This is a genomic window from Streptomyces millisiae (assembly GCF_031845425.1).
In the GTDB taxonomy this organism is placed as follows: Bacteria; Actinomycetota; Actinomycetes; order Streptomycetales; family Streptomycetaceae; genus Streptomyces; species Streptomyces millisiae.
This window is the reverse complement of record NZ_JAVREM010000008.1, coordinates 1-16,523: the sequence shown is the minus strand read 5'-3', so window position 1 is coordinate 16,523 and position 16,523 is coordinate 1. Positions and strand designations below refer to the sequence as shown.

Below are 16,523 nucleotides of genomic sequence, written 5' to 3'. Positions count from 1 at the left end.
TGAAAGGCAGCACCGAGTTCATGAGCCCGCAGCCGACCGTCACCTCCTTCGCCGTCTACCCGGTAGCCGGCCGCGACAGCATGGCGCTCAACCTCTCCGGCGCCCACGGCCCCTACTTCACCCGCAACGTCGTCGTCCTCACCGACTCCGAGGGCCGCACCGGGCTCGGCGAGGTGCCGGGCGGCGAGCAGATCACCCGCACCCTGCGGGACGCCGAACCGCTCGTCGTGGGCGCCAGGATCGCCGACCACCAGCGGGTGCTGCGTGAGATCGGCGCCCGGTTCGGCGACCGCGACGCCGGCGGACGCGGCGCCCAGACCTTCGACCTGCGCACCACCGTGCACGCCGTCACCGCCGTCGAGTCGGCGCTGCTCGACCTGCTCGGCCAGCACTTGGAGGTGCCGGTGGCCGCACTCCTCGGGGACGGACAACAGCGGGACTCCGTACGGGTGTTGGGCTACCTCTTCTACGTGGGCGACCCGGACCGCACCGACCTGGAGTACACGCGCGAGCCGGCCGCCGCCGCCGAGTGGTACCGGATCAGGCACGAGGAGGCGCTGACCCCCGAGGCCATCGTGCGGCAGGCCGAGGCCACCCACGAGCTGTACGGCTTCCGCGACTTCAAGCTCAAGGGCGGGGTACTGGCCGGGGCCGAGGAGGTACGGGCGGTACGGGCGCTCAAGGACCGCTTCCCCGAGGCCAGGATCACCCTCGACCCCAACGGCGCCTGGTCGCTGCGCGAGGCCGTCGAACTCTGCCGGCCACTGCTCGGCACGCTGGCCTACGCCGAGGACCCGTGCGGCGCGGAGGACGGCTACTCGGGGCGCGAGATCCTCGCCGAGTTCCGCCGCGCCACCGGGCTGCCCACCGCCACCAACATGATCGCCACGGACTGGCGACAGTTGACGCACGCGCTGGCCCTGCAGTCGGTGTCGATCCCGCTGGCCGACCCGCACTTCTGGACGATGCGCGGCTCGGTGCGGGTCGCCCAGCTCTGCGAGGCGACCGGGCTGACGTGGGGATGCCACTCCAACAACCACTTCGACATCTCGCTGGCCATGGTCGCCCACTGCGGCGCCGCCGCGCCCGGCGAGTACAACGCGCTGGACACGCACTGGATCTGGCAGGAGGGCCTGGAACGGCTGACCGTCGAACCGCCGAGGATCGTGGGCGGCGAGGTCGCCCTACCGGACGCGCCGGGCCTCGGCGTCCACCTGGACGAGGACCGGCTGCTGGCCGCCCACGAGCTCTACCGCGAGAAGGCACTCGGCGCCCGCGACGACGCCACCGCGATGCGCTACCTGGTCCCGGACTGGACCTTCGACCCCAAACGCCCGTCCCTGGTCCGCTGACGACCCGCTGCCGTCGGCCGACGAATGTCGGGTGTGTGGCGGCGAGCCGCAGGGCAACGTGTCGGTGATTTCGCGCCGTCCGGCGCGAACCCGCAGCGGAGGGGACACCGTTGAAGCCCTTGAGATACCTCGGCCGCCTGGCGGCCGCCGTGTTGGCGCTGTTGCTCGGCGCCCTGCTGCTCGCGCCCGCCGCGCAGGCGTCGGCGTCGGCGCAGGCGTCTGGGTCCGGCGGGCGGTCCTGGGTCGGGACGTGGGCGACCGCGCCCACCACGCGGCCGGTCACCGACACCACCACCTTCGAGGACCAGACGATCCGGCAGGTGGTGCGCGCCAGCGTCGGCGGCGCCGCGGCCCGGGTCAGGTTCTCCAACGAGTTCGGCACCGAGCCGCTGGTCATCGGCGAGGCCAGGATCGCCAGGCGGGACCCGGCGGGCGACGGGTCGAGCGCCCTGCCCGGCACCGACCGGCGGCTGACGTTCAACGGCCGCGCCCGGGTCACCGTGCCCCCCGGCGAGCGGCTGGTCAGCGACCCCGTCGGGCTGCGGATCCCGGCCCGCGCCGACCTGTTGATCAGCGTCCACCTGCCGGAGCGCACCCCGGGCGCCACCCTCAACGCCTACGCCAACCAGGAGAACTACCTGGCCGACGGCAACGTCGCCGCCCGCGCCACCATCACCCCGACCGGCACCACCGACCGCTGGTACTTCCTCACCGGCGTCCAGGTGACCGGCCAGGCGGCGCGCGGCGCGGTCGTCGCGCTCGGCGACTCGCTCACCGTCGGATCGACCCTCAACAGCAACCACCGCTGGACCGACTTCCTCGCCGAGCGGCTGCGCGCGGAGCCGGGCCGGCTGGCGGGGACCGGCGTGCTCAACGCCGGCATCAGCGGCAACCGGCTGCTGCGCGACCCCAACCCGCCCGAAGGGTCGCCCGCCCACGGCTGGGCCGCGTACTACGGCCAGGCCGGCATCACCCGCTTCGACCGGGACGTGCTGTCCCAGCCGGGCGTCACCCACCTCGTGCTGTTCCTCGGCATCAACGACATCGGCCAGCCCGGCACCCGCTCCGCGCCGGCCTCCGAGCAGGTCACGGCCGCCGAGGTCATCGCCGGGCAGCGGCAGTTGATCAGGCGCGCGCACGAACGGGGCGTCGAGGTGATCGGCGCCACCATCACCCCGTTCCGCGACGACACCCTCGGCTTCTACAGCCCGGCCAAGGAGGAGGTGCGGCAGCAGGTCAACCACTGGATCAGGACCAGCGGCGAGTTCGACGCGGTCGCCGACTTCGAGGCCGCCGTCCGGGATCCGGCACAGCCCGACCGGCTGAACCCGGCCTACGACCGCGGCGACCACCTGCACTTCAACGACGCCGGGAACGCGGCGCTGGCCGCCGCGTTCCCGCTGGAGGCGCTCGGCGGGCGGTGACGCCCCACGCCTCCGCCGCCTCCGCCGGCACCGGAGGTGGCGGAGGCGGCGGCCTCACTCCCCGGAGAGCGGACTCGCACTCGCACCCGCCGCCGCGACTCCGGGCGGAGCGGTGTGGTGTCCCGCCGGGCTCCATGCCCGGTACTCCTGGCCCCACTGTTCGAGCTGGCCGATGATGGCGCGCAGGCTCTCGCCGACCGCGGTGACGGAGTACTCGACCCTCGGTGGCACCTGCGGGTACACGGTCCGCAGCACCAGACCGTCGGTCTCCAGTTCACGAAGTTGCCTGGTGAGCATGCGCGGGGTGATCCCGTGGAGTGCCCTGTCGAGCTCGCCGAAGCGCATGGTGCCTTCCAGGAGATGCCGCAGGATGACCAGTTTCCACTTGCCGCCGATGACCTCCAGTGCGGCCTCCACCGTGCACTCCTCGGCCACGTCCTCAATGCGCGGGCGCATTCCAACCCTCCTGACCTCGGCACTATACAACGTGATAGTACAGGTCATTAAAGACCGTACTTGCGGTGATCGATACTACGTCTGAAGCTGTCCACATGACAGCGATAGAGCGTGTGGAAAACGAGCCCGACTGGTATGAGCCGTACCGCATCTCCCTGGGGATCAAGGCGAATGGCCTGGTATTCGTCTCCGGCCAGGCGGGAATCGACGAGAAAGGCCGCACCGTCGGGGGTGATTTCGAGACCCAGGCACGCCGGGCGTTCGAGAACCTGGCCACGGTGCTCGAACAGGGCGGCAGCAGCCTGGCCGATGTCGTGAAGGTGACCATCATGGTCACCGACATGAGCTTCCTGGACCAGATCATCCGGCTGCGTGCGGAGTACTTCACCGAGCCCTACCCGGCCGACACGCTGCTCCAGGTGGCCGGACTCGCACAGCCCGACTGGCTGGTGGAGATCGACGCGATCGCGATCGCCCGATGACGGCGGCTCGATTCACATGCGAAAAGTGACGACGAACAAGGCTCAGGAATAATGGGAGCAGGATCAGAGACCACCGTGGCGGACCCCTTGTTCACGCCCGTGCCTCTTGGTGACGTCGTCCTGCCGAACAGGGTCGCGGTGGCGCCCATGACCCGGATCAGCGCCACCGACGACGGCAGGGTCACCGACCGAAACGCCGACTATTACGCACGCTTTGCGCGAGGTGGCTTCAGCCTCGTCATCACCGAGGGGATTTATCCGGACGCCGAATACAGTCAGGGCTACTGGAACCAGCCCGGGCTGTCCACCGGCGCGCAGGCAGCCGCGTGGCGCACGGTGGTCGACGCCGTGCACCGGGCCGGGGGCGCGATCATCGCCCAGCTCATGCACGCCGGCGGCCAGAGCCAGGGGAACCGCCACCGCGACCGCGCGGTGGGCCCGTCGGCCGTCGCGCCGCGGGGCCATCAGCTGAGCTTCTACCGGGGCAGTGGCCCTTTCCGGACACCGCGGATGTTGAGCCTGGAGGAGATCGCCGAGGTGAGGCACGGATTCGTCGCCGCCGCGCGACGCGCGGTCACCGCGGGATTCGACGGGGTCGAGATCCACGGCGCCAACGGCTATCTCATCGACCAGTTCCTGACCGACTACACCAATCAGCGGGCGGATCGCTACGGCGGCACGGTGCGGAACCGGGTGCGCCTGGCTGCCGAGATCTGTGCCGACGTGGTCCAGGCCGTGGGCTCGGAGGTCACCGTCGGCATCAGAATCTCCCAGGCCAAGGTCGGCGACGCCACACATCGCTGGGCCGGCCGGAGCGGAGACGCCGAAACCATCTTCGGCGTCCTCGGCCGGACCGGTGTGCACTACGTGCACACCACCGAACCCGATGCGACCGCCCCCGCGTTCGGCGACAGCCCCCTGACCCTGGCCGAACACGCCAAGCGGCACAGCGGCACGTCGGTCCTCGCGAACGGGGGGCTGGCCACCCCCGCGGCCGCCCGCTCCCTCATCACCGCCGGCGCGGCCGACATGGTGGCCCTGGGCAAACCCGCCCTCGCCGACCGCGACTGGGTGCGTGCCGCCCGGGAAGGCCGTGACCCCGGCAGTCGGTCGCTCACCGACCTGCTCGCACCCCTCGCGGACATCAAGGACACCGAGCTCGGCGGCCGGTGAGGGCGGAAGCCCGGCACGTCATGTGAGGTCGTGCTCACTCGAAGCCGAAGTCGACGGGGAGCGGCGCCGGCCGGAAGAGGCGGGTGGGTACGGCGTCGGCCAGCATCCGGTAGCCCTGCGGGTTCAGGTGCAGGCCGTCGCCGACGTCCGCCGCCGGCCGGAGCCGTTCGGGGGCGGCCGGGTCGCGGACGGCGGCGTCGAAGTCGATGACCGCGTCGAACCGGCCGCTGGCGCGGATCCAGTCGTTGACCCGCTGCCGGGTGGCCTCCCGCAGCCCGCCCGGGTCGTCGTAGAGGTCGTTGCCGCCGAACGGGGTGAGCGTGGCGCCGTAGACCCGGATCCGCTGGGCGTGGGCGCGCACCACGATCTGCTCGTAGGCGGCGATCAGTTGGTCGGCGACCGCGCGCTGGTCCTCGGGGGTGGCGGGCGCGGTGCCGATGTCGTTGATTCCCTCGAAGACCACCAGCCAGGAGACGCCGCTGGTGGCGAGCACGTCGCGGTCGAGGCGGGCCAGCAGGTTGGGGCCGAGGCCGTCGTTCAGGACCCGGTTGCCGCCGGCCGCCTGGTTGAGCACGGCGGTCGACCCCCGCAGCCGGTCGAAGAGCTGGTCGGGCCAGCGGTCGTTGCCGTTGGTGGTGGAGCCCCGGCCGTCGGTCAGCGAGTCGCCGACGACGGCCACGGCGGCGGTGGAACTCGGCGACCACACCTCGACGCCGCTGAGGAAGTACCAGTGGTCGGTGCGGGTGGCGCCCGGCAGGTCGTCCGCCGTGACGTGGTCGCCGGCCAGCAGCCAGGAGGCGGTGCGCGAACCGGGGTGCGAGGTGATGTCGTTCGAGGCCTGGCCCTCGGCCAGGTAGAGCGTGACGGTCAGGTTGGTGCCGGCCGCCAGGTCCAGGTCGAGCGGGTCGGAGACGGCCTGCGCGCCGACCGGGACGGTGACGGACGGCCGGTCCTGGAAGGTGACCGGCCGCGAGGTGCCGGGCTCGACGGCGCTGACGCCGGCGAGTCCGGCGCGCGGCAGCGCCACCGAGACCGCGGTGATGGGCAGGGGCGCGCCCCCGAAGGCGTTGGAGAAGCGCAGCCGCGCGTGTTCGCCGCCGACCGTGACCCGCACGGTCTGCCGCAGCGTGGCGTCGGCCAGCACGAGCCCGTCCTGGGTGAACGGGGTGGGCGGCATGTTGCCCGGTTCGGTGAGCTGCGGCATCGCCGTCCAGGTGTTGACCCAGTGCCGGCCGCCCGGTGCCGCGTTGCCCGCGCCCGAGGCGCCGACCACCGACGACGCGGCGACCAGGGCGATCGCGAGCATCGCCACGGCGGCCAACTGGACGAGCCACGGCGTCGTTCTCGGCGTCGTTCTCCTCGGCTCTCTCATGGGAGCGCGCCCCTTCATGTCGAGTCCTTTCCGCTCAGCCGGTGGCGCAGCTGGCGCCGTTGAGGGTGAAACCGGTCGGTGCGCCGGCGTTGCCGGTGTGGTTGGCCTGGAAGCCGATGGAGACGCTCGCGCCGGCCGCGATGGTCGCGTTGTGGGTGGCGTTGGTGGCGGTGACCGTGCCGCTGCTCGGGCTGTAACCGGCGTTCCAGCCGGAGGTGATGGTCTGCCCGGTGGGCAGCGTGAACCGCAGCGACCAGCCGTTGACCGGGCTGCCGCCGGTGTTGGTGACGGTGAGGGACGTGGTCAGGCCGGTGTTCCAGGCGTTGGTGGTGACGCCGACCCGGCAGGACGACGCCGGGGTGCCGGGGTCGCCGCCGCCCGGCGGCGGCGTGGTGGTGGAGTTGAGGCCGAAGAACTCGATGACCCGGGCCGCCATGCCGGACTGCGGCACGTTGTGGCCGACGCCCTGGAGGCTGATGGCCTCGACCGGGGCCTGGGCGCCGGTGCCCCCGTAGCGGGTGCGGGTCCAGTTGGCCTGCGGGGTGTCGGTGGAGGCCGGGGTCTGGCTGACGCCGAGCACGTTGGTCCACTGCTTGACCTGCTCGCCGAAGTTCGGGTAGCGCAGCGTGTCGTCGTTGGTGCCGTGCCAGATCTGCATGCGCGGCCTGGCGCCCGTGTAGCCGGGGTAGGCGTTGCGGACCGCGTTGCCCCACTCCTGCGGGGTGCGGGAGATCTGGCCCTGGGCGCAGGCGCTGTTCCAGCCCGAGCCGTCGGTGGTGGCGAAGCAGCCGAACGGCACGCCGGCGAAGGCGGCGCCGGCCCGGAACACGTCGGGGTAGACGCCGAGCAGGACGTTGGTCATCATCGCGCCCGACGAGGCGCCGGTGACGAACACCCGCGCCGGGTCGGAATTGTGGGTGCGCTGCACGTAGTCGACCATCGACCTGATGCCGACCGGGTCGCTGCCGCCGCCGCGCGTCAACGCCTGGGGCGAGGACACGTCGAAGCAGTTGCCGCTGCGGGTGGCGGACGGGTAGACGACGATGAAGCCGTAGCGGTCGGCGAGCGACGCGAACTCGGTGCCCGAGTAGAACGCGGGCCCTGAGCCGGTGCAGTAGTGGACGGCCACCAGCACGGCGGGGCGGGTGGCGACCGTGTCGGGCACATAGAGGTGCATGCGCAGGTTGCTGGGGTTGGTGCCGAAGTTGGTGACCTCGGTGAGCGTCGCGGCGTGTGCCGGGGGCGCGGTCACCAGGAGCGCCGCGAGGAGCGGCAGCACGCCGGCGAATAACGCGGCGAGCAGTGAACGGACGTGTCGGGCGGCTCTGTTGGGCATGTCGGTGTCCTTGTCCTTTCGACATCCTTTTCTAGACTTGCGGTTGTGAAGGGCTTGCTGCTGCGCCTGTCGTCCCTTGACGCCGACGCCGCCGCCGCCGTCCGGGTCATCGCGCACTTCCAGGCGCTGCTCGCGGCCGGCCGGCTCGACCCGGCGGCGCTGGCCCGCTCGGCGGCCGGCCTCGCCGAGTGCCCGGTGGGCGTGGAGCTGGCGGGCGGCCGGATCTTCCGCGCCGGTCCCGACGGCGCGGGGCTCGCCGGCCCGCCGGGGCGGGCCTCGGGGCAGGCGGCGCTGCGCCCCGCGGGCCGCGTCTGGCTCGAACGGCCGGGCGAGGCCGGCCCGTTCGACGATCTGCTGCTGGAGTGGCTGGCCATCGCGGCGCACACGCTCGAACACCCGCTGCGGGTGGCCGACCCGGCGCTCGTCGAGGTGGCGCTCTCCGCGCGCGAGTCACTGGCGGACCGCGCCAGGGCGCTGCGGCTGCTCGGCCTGGCGCCCGAGGCGCCGCTGCGCGTCCTGGTGTTCGCGGCGGCCGACGGCGGCGACGCCGAGGTGGCGGCCCTGGCGCTGCTCGGCCGCGGCGCGGTGCCGGGCACGCTGCGGGTGGCCAGGCTCGGCGGGCTCGGCGTGGCGCTGCTGCAGGACCGGGCGGCCGGCGCCGGTTCGCCGGCGGTCGAGCTGCGCTCGGCGGTGCGCGGCGGCGTGCGGGTCGGGATCGGCGGCGGCGTCGAGGCGCCGCGGGCCAGGCACTCCCTGGAACAGGCGTCGGTCGCCCTGCGGTTCGCGGCCGCCGGGCCGCCGGCCGAGGCGGTGGTGGACCACGACGAGCTCGGCCCGGCCGCGGTGCTCGCCGAGGTGCCGGCGGCGCGGCTCGGCGCGCTGCCCGACGTGCGGCGGCTCGGTGAGCTGGCGGCGCGCGACGGCGGCGAGTTGAACCTGGCGGCGCTCGCCGCGTTCTGCCGCACCGGCTCGCTGCGCCAGGCGGCCGCCGAACTCCACCTGCACCACAGCTCGGTGGCGGCCAGGCTCGGCCACGTGCAGGCCGCCACCGGCTGGCGGCTGCGCGACCCGGCGCACCGTTTCCGGGCCCAACTCGCCCTGTACGCCCGGCGTCTCGCGCTGGCCCCGGCGGAGGGCTGAGCGCTCACCACGCGAGCGCCCGGCCCAACACCGCGACCTCCTCCGCGGCCATCCGGCGCGCCACCGCCGAGTGCCGCACCAGCGCCGAGCCGTGGAACGTGCCGGGGTACAGGTGCAGTTCCGTGGTGACGCCGGCGCCGAGCAGGGCGCGGGCGTAGTCGATGCCCTCGTCCCGCAGCGGGTCGATCTCCATCACGGTGACATGGGCGGGCGGCAGCCCGGCGAGGTCGGCCGCGGTGGCACGGGCCGGCGCGGCCGTCACCGGCACGTCGGGCGAGCCCGGCACGCCCTCCCCCAGGTAGGCGGCCCAACTCCGCAGCGCGTTGGGCCGGTTCCAGATCGGGGTGTCGGTGAACCGCAGGGCGCTCGGGGTGGCGAGCCGGTCGTCGAGCGCCGGGCTGTCGAGGTACTGCAGGCGCAGCTCGGGCCCGCCCAGGTCCCTGACGAGCAGCGTGACGCCGGTGGCCAGGCAGGCCCCGGCGCTGTCGCCGGCCACGGCCAGCGCCTCGGGCCGCACGCCGAGTTCGGGGGCGTGCTCGGCGAGCCAGCACAGGCCCGCGTAGCAGTCGTCGAGCCCGGCGGGGTACGGGTGTTCAGGGGCGAGCCGGTAGTCGGGGGAGACCACGGCGCACGGCAGCGCCCGGCACAGCCGCAGGTTGATCTCGTGGTCCACGTCGGGATGGCCCATCGTGAACCCGCCCCCGTGGATCCGGTAGACCGCGGGCAGCGGCTCGCTCCCGGCCGCCGCCGGCCGGTAGAGGCGCAGCGGCACGCCGGGCCCGCGCAGCTCGGTGACCGTGACCCCGGTGGCGTCGGCCGCGGCCACGGCGGCGGCCAGCTGCGCCCGCTGGGCGGCGCGGGCCGCGGCCAGGTCGGATACGTCCACCGCCGACATCATGACCAGCGCCGCGGCCAGTTCGGGATCGAACGCGTAGGGCATGCGCCCACCGTGGCACCAGTGGCATGTCCGGGTCATCAGACGTGCGTCGGTCGTGCGCCGGGTCGGCACCCGACGCCCGCGTCGCGGCCCGCTCGGTCAGATCGCCGAGTGGTCGCCTATGCGGTGGTACGTGCGGTCGTGGTGGACCAGCGGCGCCACGCCCTCGCGGGTCCCGGCCGCGAGGGCCAGCAGCGAGACCAGGTAGCTGCCGCCGACCGGGGTCCGCTCCAGCACGCGGGCGCGGAGCCAGGAGACCGCGCCGTCGATCACCGGCTCGCCGGTGTCGAGCGTGGACCAGCCGCCGGCGGCGAAGCGGTCGATGCCGCTGGTCGCGAAGCGGGCCGACACGTCGTCCTGGTGGTCGGCGAGGAAGCTCACCGCCAGCGTCTCCGCCGCCGCGACCGCCGGCCACGACGAGGAGCCGGCGGCCAGCGAGAACGCCAGCAGCGCCGGCTCGGCGGAGACCGAGATGACCGAGGTCGCGGTGAAGCCCACCGGGCGGCCCCGGTGCACGAGGCCGATCACCGTGACGCCGGCCGGGTGTTGCCGGAAGACCCGCTTGAACTCGGCGGCCGGCAGCCCGCCGGCGGCCTCGCCGGCGTCGTCGTCGTCGGCGGCGGACACGGGCGCCCGCGGAGTCCGGGGTGCGGGACGGTGGGACACGGACTACCTCCCGTTGAACGGATGGCCTGTCACCAGATGGCCCAGGGCCAGCTCCGTGAGGAGCGCGGCCTGGTCGGGCAGGACCGAGTCGTCGAAGAGGGCGTTGGGGGAGTGGTTGCCCTCGATCGGCCGGTCGTCGGGGGTCGGCGGCGCGGCGCCGAGGAAGCCGTAGGAGCCGGGGACCCGCTGGAGCACCAGGGAGAAGTCCTCGGACCCGGTGCGGGGGTTGGGCAGCGGCCGGTAGCGCTCGGCGCCGAAGAGACCGATCGCCGTGGCGGCGTAACGGGCCGCCGCCGCCTCGTCGTTGACGGTCACCGGCAGCAGCGCGCCGTACTCCACCTCGGCGCTGAGCCCGTGCCCGGTCGCGATGTGGCGTGCCAGGTGCGGCAGTTCGACCGCGAGCCGGTCGGCGGCCGTCGCGCTGAAGGCGCGCACCCCGGCCCGCAGCCGGGCCGTCTCCGGGATGACGTTGGGCGCGGTGCCGGCCGACACCTCGCCCACGGTGATCACCACCGGGTCGAACACGTCGAAGCGGCGGGTGACATACGTCTGGAGCGCGGTGATGATCTCCGCGGCGACCGGCACCGGGTCCAGCGCGTGGTGCGGCCGGGAGCCGTGCCCGCCCCGGCCCCGCACGGTGACGTCGAGCAGTGAGTAGCCGGCCATCAGGGGGCCGGGGCGGGTGGTGACGAGCCCGGCGGGCAGGTCGGCGGCGACATGCACCCCGTAGGCGGCGACCGGCGGCTCGCCGGCCGCGTCGAGGACCCCCTCCTCGATCATGACCCGCGCGCCGCCGTGCCCCTCCTCGCCCGGCTGGAACATGAACAGCACCGAGCCGGCCAGCTCGGCCCGCCGGGCCGCCAGCAGCCGGGCCGCCCCGACCAGGCCCGCGACGTGCAGGTCGTGGCCGCAGGCGTGCATCGCCCCGTTGGCGGCGGCGAACGGCAGCCCGGTGGTCTCCACGATCGGGAGCGCGTCCATGTCGCCGCGCAGCAGCACGGTCGGCCCGGGCGCGCCGCCGCGCAGCACGGCCGTGACCGAGGTGGTGGCGGTGCCGGTGGTGATCTCCAGACCGAGGCCGGCGAGGGCGTCGAGGATCCGGCGCTGGGTCCGCGGCAGCCGCAGGCCGACCTCCGGGTCCGCGTGCAACGCCCGCCGCAGCGCGATCAGTTCGTCGCCGATGGCGGTCGCCTGGGCCCTCGTCGGTGCGGTCGCGGTGCTCATGCGTCACTCTCCCTGGAATGCGTCCCGCCGGTCGGGCAGGGCTCGTTCGGCGGCCTCGACCTGCTCGACCAGCGTAGGGAACCCGGCCAACCCACCGGCCCCCCAAATCTCGTCGAACTGACGCGAACTCCTTGCTAGTGTCCGGCACATGGCAAGCAGACTGCGGTCCGTCGCGACCGAGAACGAGGAGATCGCCCAGCGAGGAACCTACCGAACGACCACCGGCACGCTCGTGGCCATCGGCGAGCCGCTGGCCGCCGCCCGCGCCGGCACCGTCTCCTACCCGCCGGACGCCGGCGTCACCGGCACCGCCCACGGCCCCTTCACCGGCCGCCCCGAGGTCACCGGCGAGGGCAGCCTCGCCGCCGCCAGGCGGCTCACCGACGACGGCGCGGCCCACGTCGCCGTCCTCAACTTCGCCTCCGCCCGCAACCCCGGCGGCGGCTACCTGCGCGGCGCCCGCGCCCAGGAGGAGGACCTGTGCCGCGGCGCCCTGCTCCACCACTGCCTGCTGGCCGCCCCCGACTACTACGCCGCCCACCGGGCCTCCCGCGACCTGCGCTACAGCCACCGCGTCATCTGGTCCCCGCACGTGCCCGTGATCCGCGACCAGCACCACGCGCTGCTCGACACCCCCTACCCCGTGTCCTTCCTGACCTCCCCCGCGCCCAACGCCGGCCAGCTCGCCCTGCGTTCCGGCGGCCGGCCGGTGGACGTCGCCGACCTGCTCGCCGAGCGCGCGGAGCGCGTGCTGGCCGTCGCGGCCCGGCACGGCGCCCGGGAGCTGGTGCTCGGCGCCTGGGGCTGCGGCGTCTTCCGCAACGACCCGGCCGAGGTGGCCGCCGCCTTCGACCGGGCCCTCACCGTGCACGGCGCCGCCTTCGACCGGGTCGTCTTCGCCGTCTGGAGCCGCGGCCCCGAGTCGCCGAACCGCGCCGCCTTCGAGGCACGCTTCACGACCGCCGGCTGAGCGGCCTCCCGACGGCACGACGGCCGGCCGGCCGCCCGGCCCCGGCGGCCGGCGCGAGGCCGGGCGGCCCCCTGGCCCCGTGCGCTACCCTGACGCTATGCGTGCCGTACGCCTTCTGCTTACGTGGCCGCGCTGACCAGGCAAGACGTCAGCGCGGCGGCCCCTCCTGAGTGAGGGGTTTCTTCATGACGTGGCGGAGACGATCGATGGAGTTCCGAAGACGATGAGCGAGACACACAGGTACGACGCCGCCCTGGCCGCTGACATCGAGGCGCGCTGGCAGGAGTACTGGGAGCGGCACGGCACGTACGAGACGCCCAACCCGAGCGGCGACCTGGCCGACGACCCGGAGCAGGCGGCCAGGCCCAAGAAGTTCATCATGGACATGTTCCCGTACCCCTCGGGTGCGGGGCTGCACGTGGGCCACCCGCTGGGCTACATCGCGACCGACGTCTACGCCCGCTACCAGCGGATGGCCGGCCACAACGTGCTGCACACCCTGGGCTTCGACGCCTTCGGCCTGCCCGCCGAGCAGTACGCCGTGCAGACCGGCACCCACCCCCGGGTCTCCACCGAGGCCAACATGGCCAACTACCGCGCCCAGCTGCGCCGCCTGGGCCTGGGCTACGACCAGCGGCGGTCCTTCGCCACCATCGACCCGGACTACTACCGCTGGACGCAGTGGATCTTCCTGCGGATCTTCAACTCCTGGTACGACGAGGAGGCCGGCCGCGCCCGGCCCATCGCCGAACTGGTCGCCGCCTTCGAGGCCGGCGAGCGCCCCACCCCGGACGGCCGCCCCTGGGCCGAACTGACCCCCGCCGAGCGCGCCACCGTGCTGGACGGCCACCGGCTGGCCTACGCCGCCGACGCCCCGGTCAACTGGTGCCCGGGCCTGGGCACCGTGCTGGCCAACGAGGAGGTCACCGCCGACGGCCGCTCCGAGCGCGGCAACTTCCCGGTCTTCAAGTCGACGCTGCGCCAGTGGAACATGCGCATCACCGCCTACGCCGACCGGCTGGCCGACGACCTGGACACCGTCGACTGGCCCGAGGCCATCAAGCTGCAGCAGCGGAACTGGATCGGCCGCTCCGAGGGCGCCCGCATCGACTTCCAGGTGGGCGAGAAGGGCGACGGCGGCACGGTGACCGTCTTCACCACCCGCCAGGACACCCTGTTCGGCGCCACCTACATGGTGCTGGCCCCCGAGCACCACCTGGTCGACGCCGTCGTGCCCGACGCCTGGCCGGCCGACACCCGCGACGCCTGGACCGGCGGCCACGCCACCCCGGCCGAGGCCGTCGCCGCCTACCGCAAGCAGGCCGGCGCCAAGTCCGACGTCGAGCGGCAGGCCGAGGCCCGCGAGAAGACCGGCGTCTTCACCGGCGCCCGCGCCGTCAACCCCGCCACCGGCGAGCGGATCCCCGTCTTCATCGCCGACTACGTGCTCGTCGGCTACGGCACCGGCGCCATCATGGCCGTCCCGGCCCACGACAGCCGCGACTTCGCGTTCGCCCGTGCCTTCGACCTGCCCATCCGCTGCGTCGTCGAGCCGACGGACGGGCGCTCCGCGGACCCCGCCACCTGGGACGACGCGTTCGCCTCCCACGACGGCCGGCTGATCAACTCCGCGAGCGACGCCGTCTCCCTGGACGGGCTGACCGTGCCCGAGGCCAAGACCCGGATGAACGAGTGGCTGACCGCCGCCGGGCTGGGCGAGGGCACCGTCAACTACCGCCTGCGGGACTGGCTGTTCAGCCGCCAGCGGTACTGGGGCGAGCCCTTCCCGATCGTCTACGACGAGGACGGCATCGCGCACGCCCTGCCCGACTCGATGCTGCCGCTGGAACTGCCCGAGGTCGACGACTACTCGCCCCGCACCTTCGACCCGGACGACGCCGACACCCAGCCCGAGCCGCCGCTGGCGCGCAACGAGGAGTGGGTGAACGTCACCCTGGACCTGGGCGACGGGCCGAAGAGGTACCGGCGCGAGACCAACACCATGCCCAACTGGGCCGGCTCCTGCTGGTACCACCTGCGCTACCTGGACCCGCACAACGACCAGGCCCTGGTCGACCCGGAGTTGGAGCGCTACTGGATGGGCCCGCGCGACGGCCGGCCCACCGGCGGCGTCGACCTGTACGTCGGCGGCGCGGAGCACGCCGTACTGCACCTGCTGTACGCCCGCTTCTGGCACAAGGTGCTGTTCGACCTGGGCCACGTGTCCTCGGCCGAGCCGTACCACAAGCTGTTCAACCAGGGCATGATCCAGGCGTACGTCTACCGCGACGAGCGTGGCTTCCCGGTCCCGGCCGCCGAGGTCGAGGAGCGCGAGGACGGCTTCTGGTACGAGGGCGCCCGCGTCAGCCGCGAGCTGGGCAAGATCGGCAAGTCCCTGAAGAACGTCGTCTCGCCCGACGACATCTGCGCCACCTACGGCGCCGACACGCTGCGGCTGTACGAGATGGCGATGGGCCCGCTGGACGTCTCCCGCCCCTGGGAGACCCGGGCGGTCGTCGGCCAGTACCGGCTGCTGCAGCGGCTGTGGCGCAACGTGCTGGACGAGACGACGGGCGAGGTCACCGTCGTGGACGTCGAGCCCACCGAGGACACGCTGCGGGCCGTCCACAAGGCCGTCGACGGCGTCCGGCAGGACCTGGACGCGCTGCGCTTCAACACCGCCATCGCCAAGATCACCGAGCTGAACAACCACGTCACCAAGCTGGCCGAGGTGCCGCGCCAGGTCGCCGAGACCCTGGTGCTGCTGATCGCGCCGCTGGCCCCGCACGTCGCCGAGGAACTGTGGCAGCGGCTGGGCCACGACACCAGCGTCACCCGGGCCGACTTCCCCGTCGCCGACCCGGCCTACCTGGTCGACGAGACCGTCACCTGCGTCGTCCAGATCAGGGGCAAGGTACGGGCCAGGATCGAGGTCGAGCCGGCCATCGCCGAGGCCGACCTGGAGGCCAGGGCCCTGGCCGAGCCCGCCGTGGTGGCGGCGTTGGGCGGCGCCGGGATCCGCAAGGTCATCGTCCGGGCCCCGAAGCTGGTGAACATCGTCCCGGCCTGATCCCGGGGCGGTGGCCCTACCCTGGAGGGCGGAGGTGTGTCGGACATGGACATCCTGATCACTCTGCTCGGCCTGTCGTTCCTCGCCTTCCTGGTCGTCGCCGGGCTGGTGGTGTGGGGTGCGCGCGCGGTCGCCCGAAGAGCCGCGCACGCCCGCGACGACATCCGCCGCACCTTCACCGACGCCATGCTGAACGCGCGCGCCGCCCAGCCGGGCGCCGTCGGCGACGCGGCGCGCACCCGCAGGGAGCTGCGCGCCGCCCTCGACAGCACGCGCGCCGCGCTGCGCGCCGACGCGTCGCTTGCCGAGGCGCGTGCCCTGTTCGAACAGCTCACCGGGCACGCGCAGCAGCTCGACCGGGAGCTGACGGCGCTGATGACCGGCGAACCGGACCGCGCCAGACTCGCGGCACGCCTCCCCGAACTCCGCACCCGCGCCGACCGGATCCGCCGCTCGGCCGACTCCCTCCGCTTCGCGGCCCAGGAACGGGCCCACCGCCACGACACGGAGGCGCTCGACGCGCTGCACGACCAGATCGACCTGGAGGCGAACGCCCTCCGCCACTGGACACCGGCACCGGCCCCCGAAGCACCCCCGCAGGCCACCCCACCGGGCCTCGACAAGGGCACACCCTCCTGACGTTTCGCTGGGCGCTTGGCGTTGGCCACCGGCTCGCAGGGCCCGGCTCGGCGGCTCCGCCGCCACGAGCCGGGCCCTGCGGCCGTGTCGGCCTGCGGCCGTGTCGGCCTGCGGCCGTGTCGGCCTGCGGCCGTGTCGGCCTGCGGCCGTGTCGGCCTGCGGCCGTGTCGGCCTGCGGCCGTGTCGGCCTGCGGCCGTGTCGGCCTGCGGCCGTGTCGGCCTGCGGCCGTGTCGGCCTGCGGCCGTGTCGGCCTGCGGCCGTGTCGGCCTGCGGCCGTGTCG

At 73.8% G+C, this 16,523-nt stretch carries 14 protein-coding genes; 8 read left to right on the top strand and 6 right to left on the bottom strand.

Annotation, left to right across the window (positions count from 1 at the left end):
• Positions 1-20: 20 nt before the first annotated feature.
• Complete coding sequence (locus RNC47_RS10095; RefSeq protein ID WP_311597728.1) at positions 21-1,352, top strand: enolase C-terminal domain-like protein; 1,332 nt, start codon at positions 21-23, stop codon at positions 1,350-1,352.
• A 110-nt stretch (positions 1,353-1,462) separates the two neighbouring features.
• On the top strand, positions 1,463-2,776 hold the full coding sequence (locus tag RNC47_RS10090; protein WP_311597516.1) for an SGNH/GDSL hydrolase family protein: 1,314 nt from the start codon (positions 1,463-1,465) through the stop codon (positions 2,774-2,776).
• A 54-nt stretch (positions 2,777-2,830) separates the two neighbouring features.
• Here RNC47_RS10090 and RNC47_RS10085 read toward each other — a convergent pair whose 3' ends face one another.
• Positions 2,831-3,232: a winged helix-turn-helix transcriptional regulator gene (locus RNC47_RS10085; RefSeq protein WP_311597514.1), complete on the bottom strand. Its 402-nt coding sequence runs from the start codon at positions 3,230-3,232 to the stop codon at positions 2,831-2,833.
• A 95-nt stretch (positions 3,233-3,327) separates the two neighbouring features.
• Here RNC47_RS10085 and RNC47_RS10080 point away from each other — a divergent pair, with 95 nt between their 5' ends.
• Positions 3,328-3,714: a RidA family protein gene (locus RNC47_RS10080; RefSeq protein ID WP_311597512.1), complete on the top strand. Its 387-nt coding sequence runs from the start codon at positions 3,328-3,330 to the stop codon at positions 3,712-3,714.
• Positions 3,715-3,765: 51 nt separating this feature from the next.
• Positions 3,766-4,887: an NADH:flavin oxidoreductase gene (locus tag RNC47_RS10075; RefSeq protein WP_311597511.1), complete on the top strand. Its 1,122-nt coding sequence runs from the start codon at positions 3,766-3,768 to the stop codon at positions 4,885-4,887.
• 34 nt (positions 4,888-4,921) lie between these two features.
• Here RNC47_RS10075 and RNC47_RS10070 read toward each other — a convergent pair whose 3' ends face one another.
• Together RNC47_RS10070 and RNC47_RS10065 are read right to left on the bottom strand one after the other, a co-directional pair.
• Positions 4,922-6,259, bottom strand: a complete 1,338-nt coding sequence (locus RNC47_RS10070; RefSeq protein ID WP_394814747.1) for an SGNH/GDSL hydrolase family protein — start codon at positions 6,257-6,259, stop codon at positions 4,922-4,924.
• Positions 6,260-6,293: 34 nt separating this feature from the next.
• Complete coding sequence (locus RNC47_RS10065) at positions 6,294-7,595, bottom strand: extracellular catalytic domain type 1 short-chain-length polyhydroxyalkanoate depolymerase (protein ID WP_311597509.1); 1,302 nt, start codon at positions 7,593-7,595, stop codon at positions 6,294-6,296.
• 45 nt (positions 7,596-7,640) lie between these two features.
• Here RNC47_RS10065 and RNC47_RS10060 point away from each other — a divergent pair, with 45 nt between their 5' ends.
• Positions 7,641-8,735 (top strand): helix-turn-helix domain-containing protein, encoded by a 1,095-nt coding sequence (locus RNC47_RS10060; RefSeq protein WP_311597507.1) that lies wholly within the window; start codon positions 7,641-7,643, stop codon positions 8,733-8,735.
• Between the two features lie 4 nt (positions 8,736-8,739).
• On the opposite strand, the gene RNC47_RS10055 is transcribed toward RNC47_RS10060, so the two are convergent.
• The 3 genes from RNC47_RS10055 to RNC47_RS10045 all read right to left on the bottom strand — a co-directional run bounded on the left by RNC47_RS10055 (position 8,740) and on the right by RNC47_RS10045 (position 11,562).
• Positions 8,740-9,675, bottom strand: a complete 936-nt coding sequence (locus tag RNC47_RS10055) for an alpha/beta hydrolase (RefSeq protein WP_311597505.1) — start codon at positions 9,673-9,675, stop codon at positions 8,740-8,742.
• Positions 9,676-9,771: 96 nt separating this feature from the next.
• Positions 9,772-10,299: a flavin reductase family protein gene (locus tag RNC47_RS10050; protein WP_311597503.1), complete on the bottom strand. Its 528-nt coding sequence runs from the start codon at positions 10,297-10,299 to the stop codon at positions 9,772-9,774.
• Positions 10,300-10,341: 42 nt separating this feature from the next.
• On the bottom strand, positions 10,342-11,562 hold the full coding sequence (locus RNC47_RS10045) for a M20 metallopeptidase family protein (protein ID WP_311597502.1): 1,221 nt from the start codon (positions 11,560-11,562) through the stop codon (positions 10,342-10,344).
• Positions 11,563-11,710: 148 nt separating this feature from the next.
• On the opposite strand from RNC47_RS10045, the gene RNC47_RS10040 reads away from it, so the two are divergent.
• From RNC47_RS10040 to RNC47_RS10030, 3 genes are all read left to right on the top strand, one after another.
• Complete coding sequence (locus RNC47_RS10040; protein ID WP_311597500.1) at positions 11,711-12,532, top strand: TIGR02452 family protein; 822 nt, start codon at positions 11,711-11,713, stop codon at positions 12,530-12,532.
• Positions 12,533-12,755: 223 nt separating this feature from the next.
• A complete protein-coding gene (gene leuS, locus RNC47_RS10035; protein WP_311597498.1) occupies positions 12,756-15,602 on the top strand; it encodes a leucine--tRNA ligase in 2,847 nt (948 codons plus the stop codon).
• Positions 15,603-15,647: 45 nt separating this feature from the next.
• Positions 15,648-16,241 carry a coiled-coil domain-containing protein gene (locus RNC47_RS10030; RefSeq protein WP_311597496.1) on the top strand — a complete coding sequence of 198 codons (594 nt, stop codon included), beginning with the start codon at positions 15,648-15,650 and terminating at the stop codon, positions 16,239-16,241.
• The last annotated feature ends 282 nt before the right edge of the window (positions 16,242-16,523 follow it).

Bases quoted from the DNA above. Each gene is read 5' to 3' on its own strand.
- RNC47_RS10080 (WP_311597512.1), top strand. From the start codon at position 3,328: ATGACAGCGATAGAGCGTGTGGAAAACGAGCCCGACTGGTATGAGCCG.
- RNC47_RS10075 (WP_311597511.1), top strand. From the start codon at position 3,766: ATGGGAGCAGGATCAGAGACCACCGTGGCGGACCCCTTGTTCACGCCC.
- RNC47_RS10055 (WP_311597505.1), bottom strand. From the start codon at position 9,675: ATGCCCTACGCGTTCGATCCCGAACTGGCCGCGGCGCTGGTCATGATG.
- RNC47_RS10040 (WP_311597500.1), top strand. From the start codon at position 11,711: ATGGCAAGCAGACTGCGGTCCGTCGCGACCGAGAACGAGGAGATCGCC.
- RNC47_RS10095 (WP_311597728.1), top strand. From the start codon at position 21: ATGAGCCCGCAGCCGACCGTCACCTCCTTCGCCGTCTACCCGGTAGCC.
- leuS (WP_311597498.1), top strand. From the start codon at position 12,756: ATGAGCGAGACACACAGGTACGACGCCGCCCTGGCCGCTGACATCGAG.
- RNC47_RS10085 (WP_311597514.1), bottom strand. From the start codon at position 3,232: ATGCGCCCGCGCATTGAGGACGTGGCCGAGGAGTGCACGGTGGAGGCC.
- RNC47_RS10030 (WP_311597496.1), top strand. From the start codon at position 15,648: ATGGACATCCTGATCACTCTGCTCGGCCTGTCGTTCCTCGCCTTCCTG.
- RNC47_RS10045 (WP_311597502.1), bottom strand. From the start codon at position 11,562: ATGAGCACCGCGACCGCACCGACGAGGGCCCAGGCGACCGCCATCGGC.
- RNC47_RS10065 (WP_311597509.1), bottom strand. From the start codon at position 7,595: ATGCCCAACAGAGCCGCCCGACACGTCCGTTCACTGCTCGCCGCGTTA.
- RNC47_RS10070 (WP_394814747.1), bottom strand. From the start codon at position 6,259: ATGAGAGAGCCGAGGAGAACGACGCCGAGAACGACGCCGTGGCTCGTC.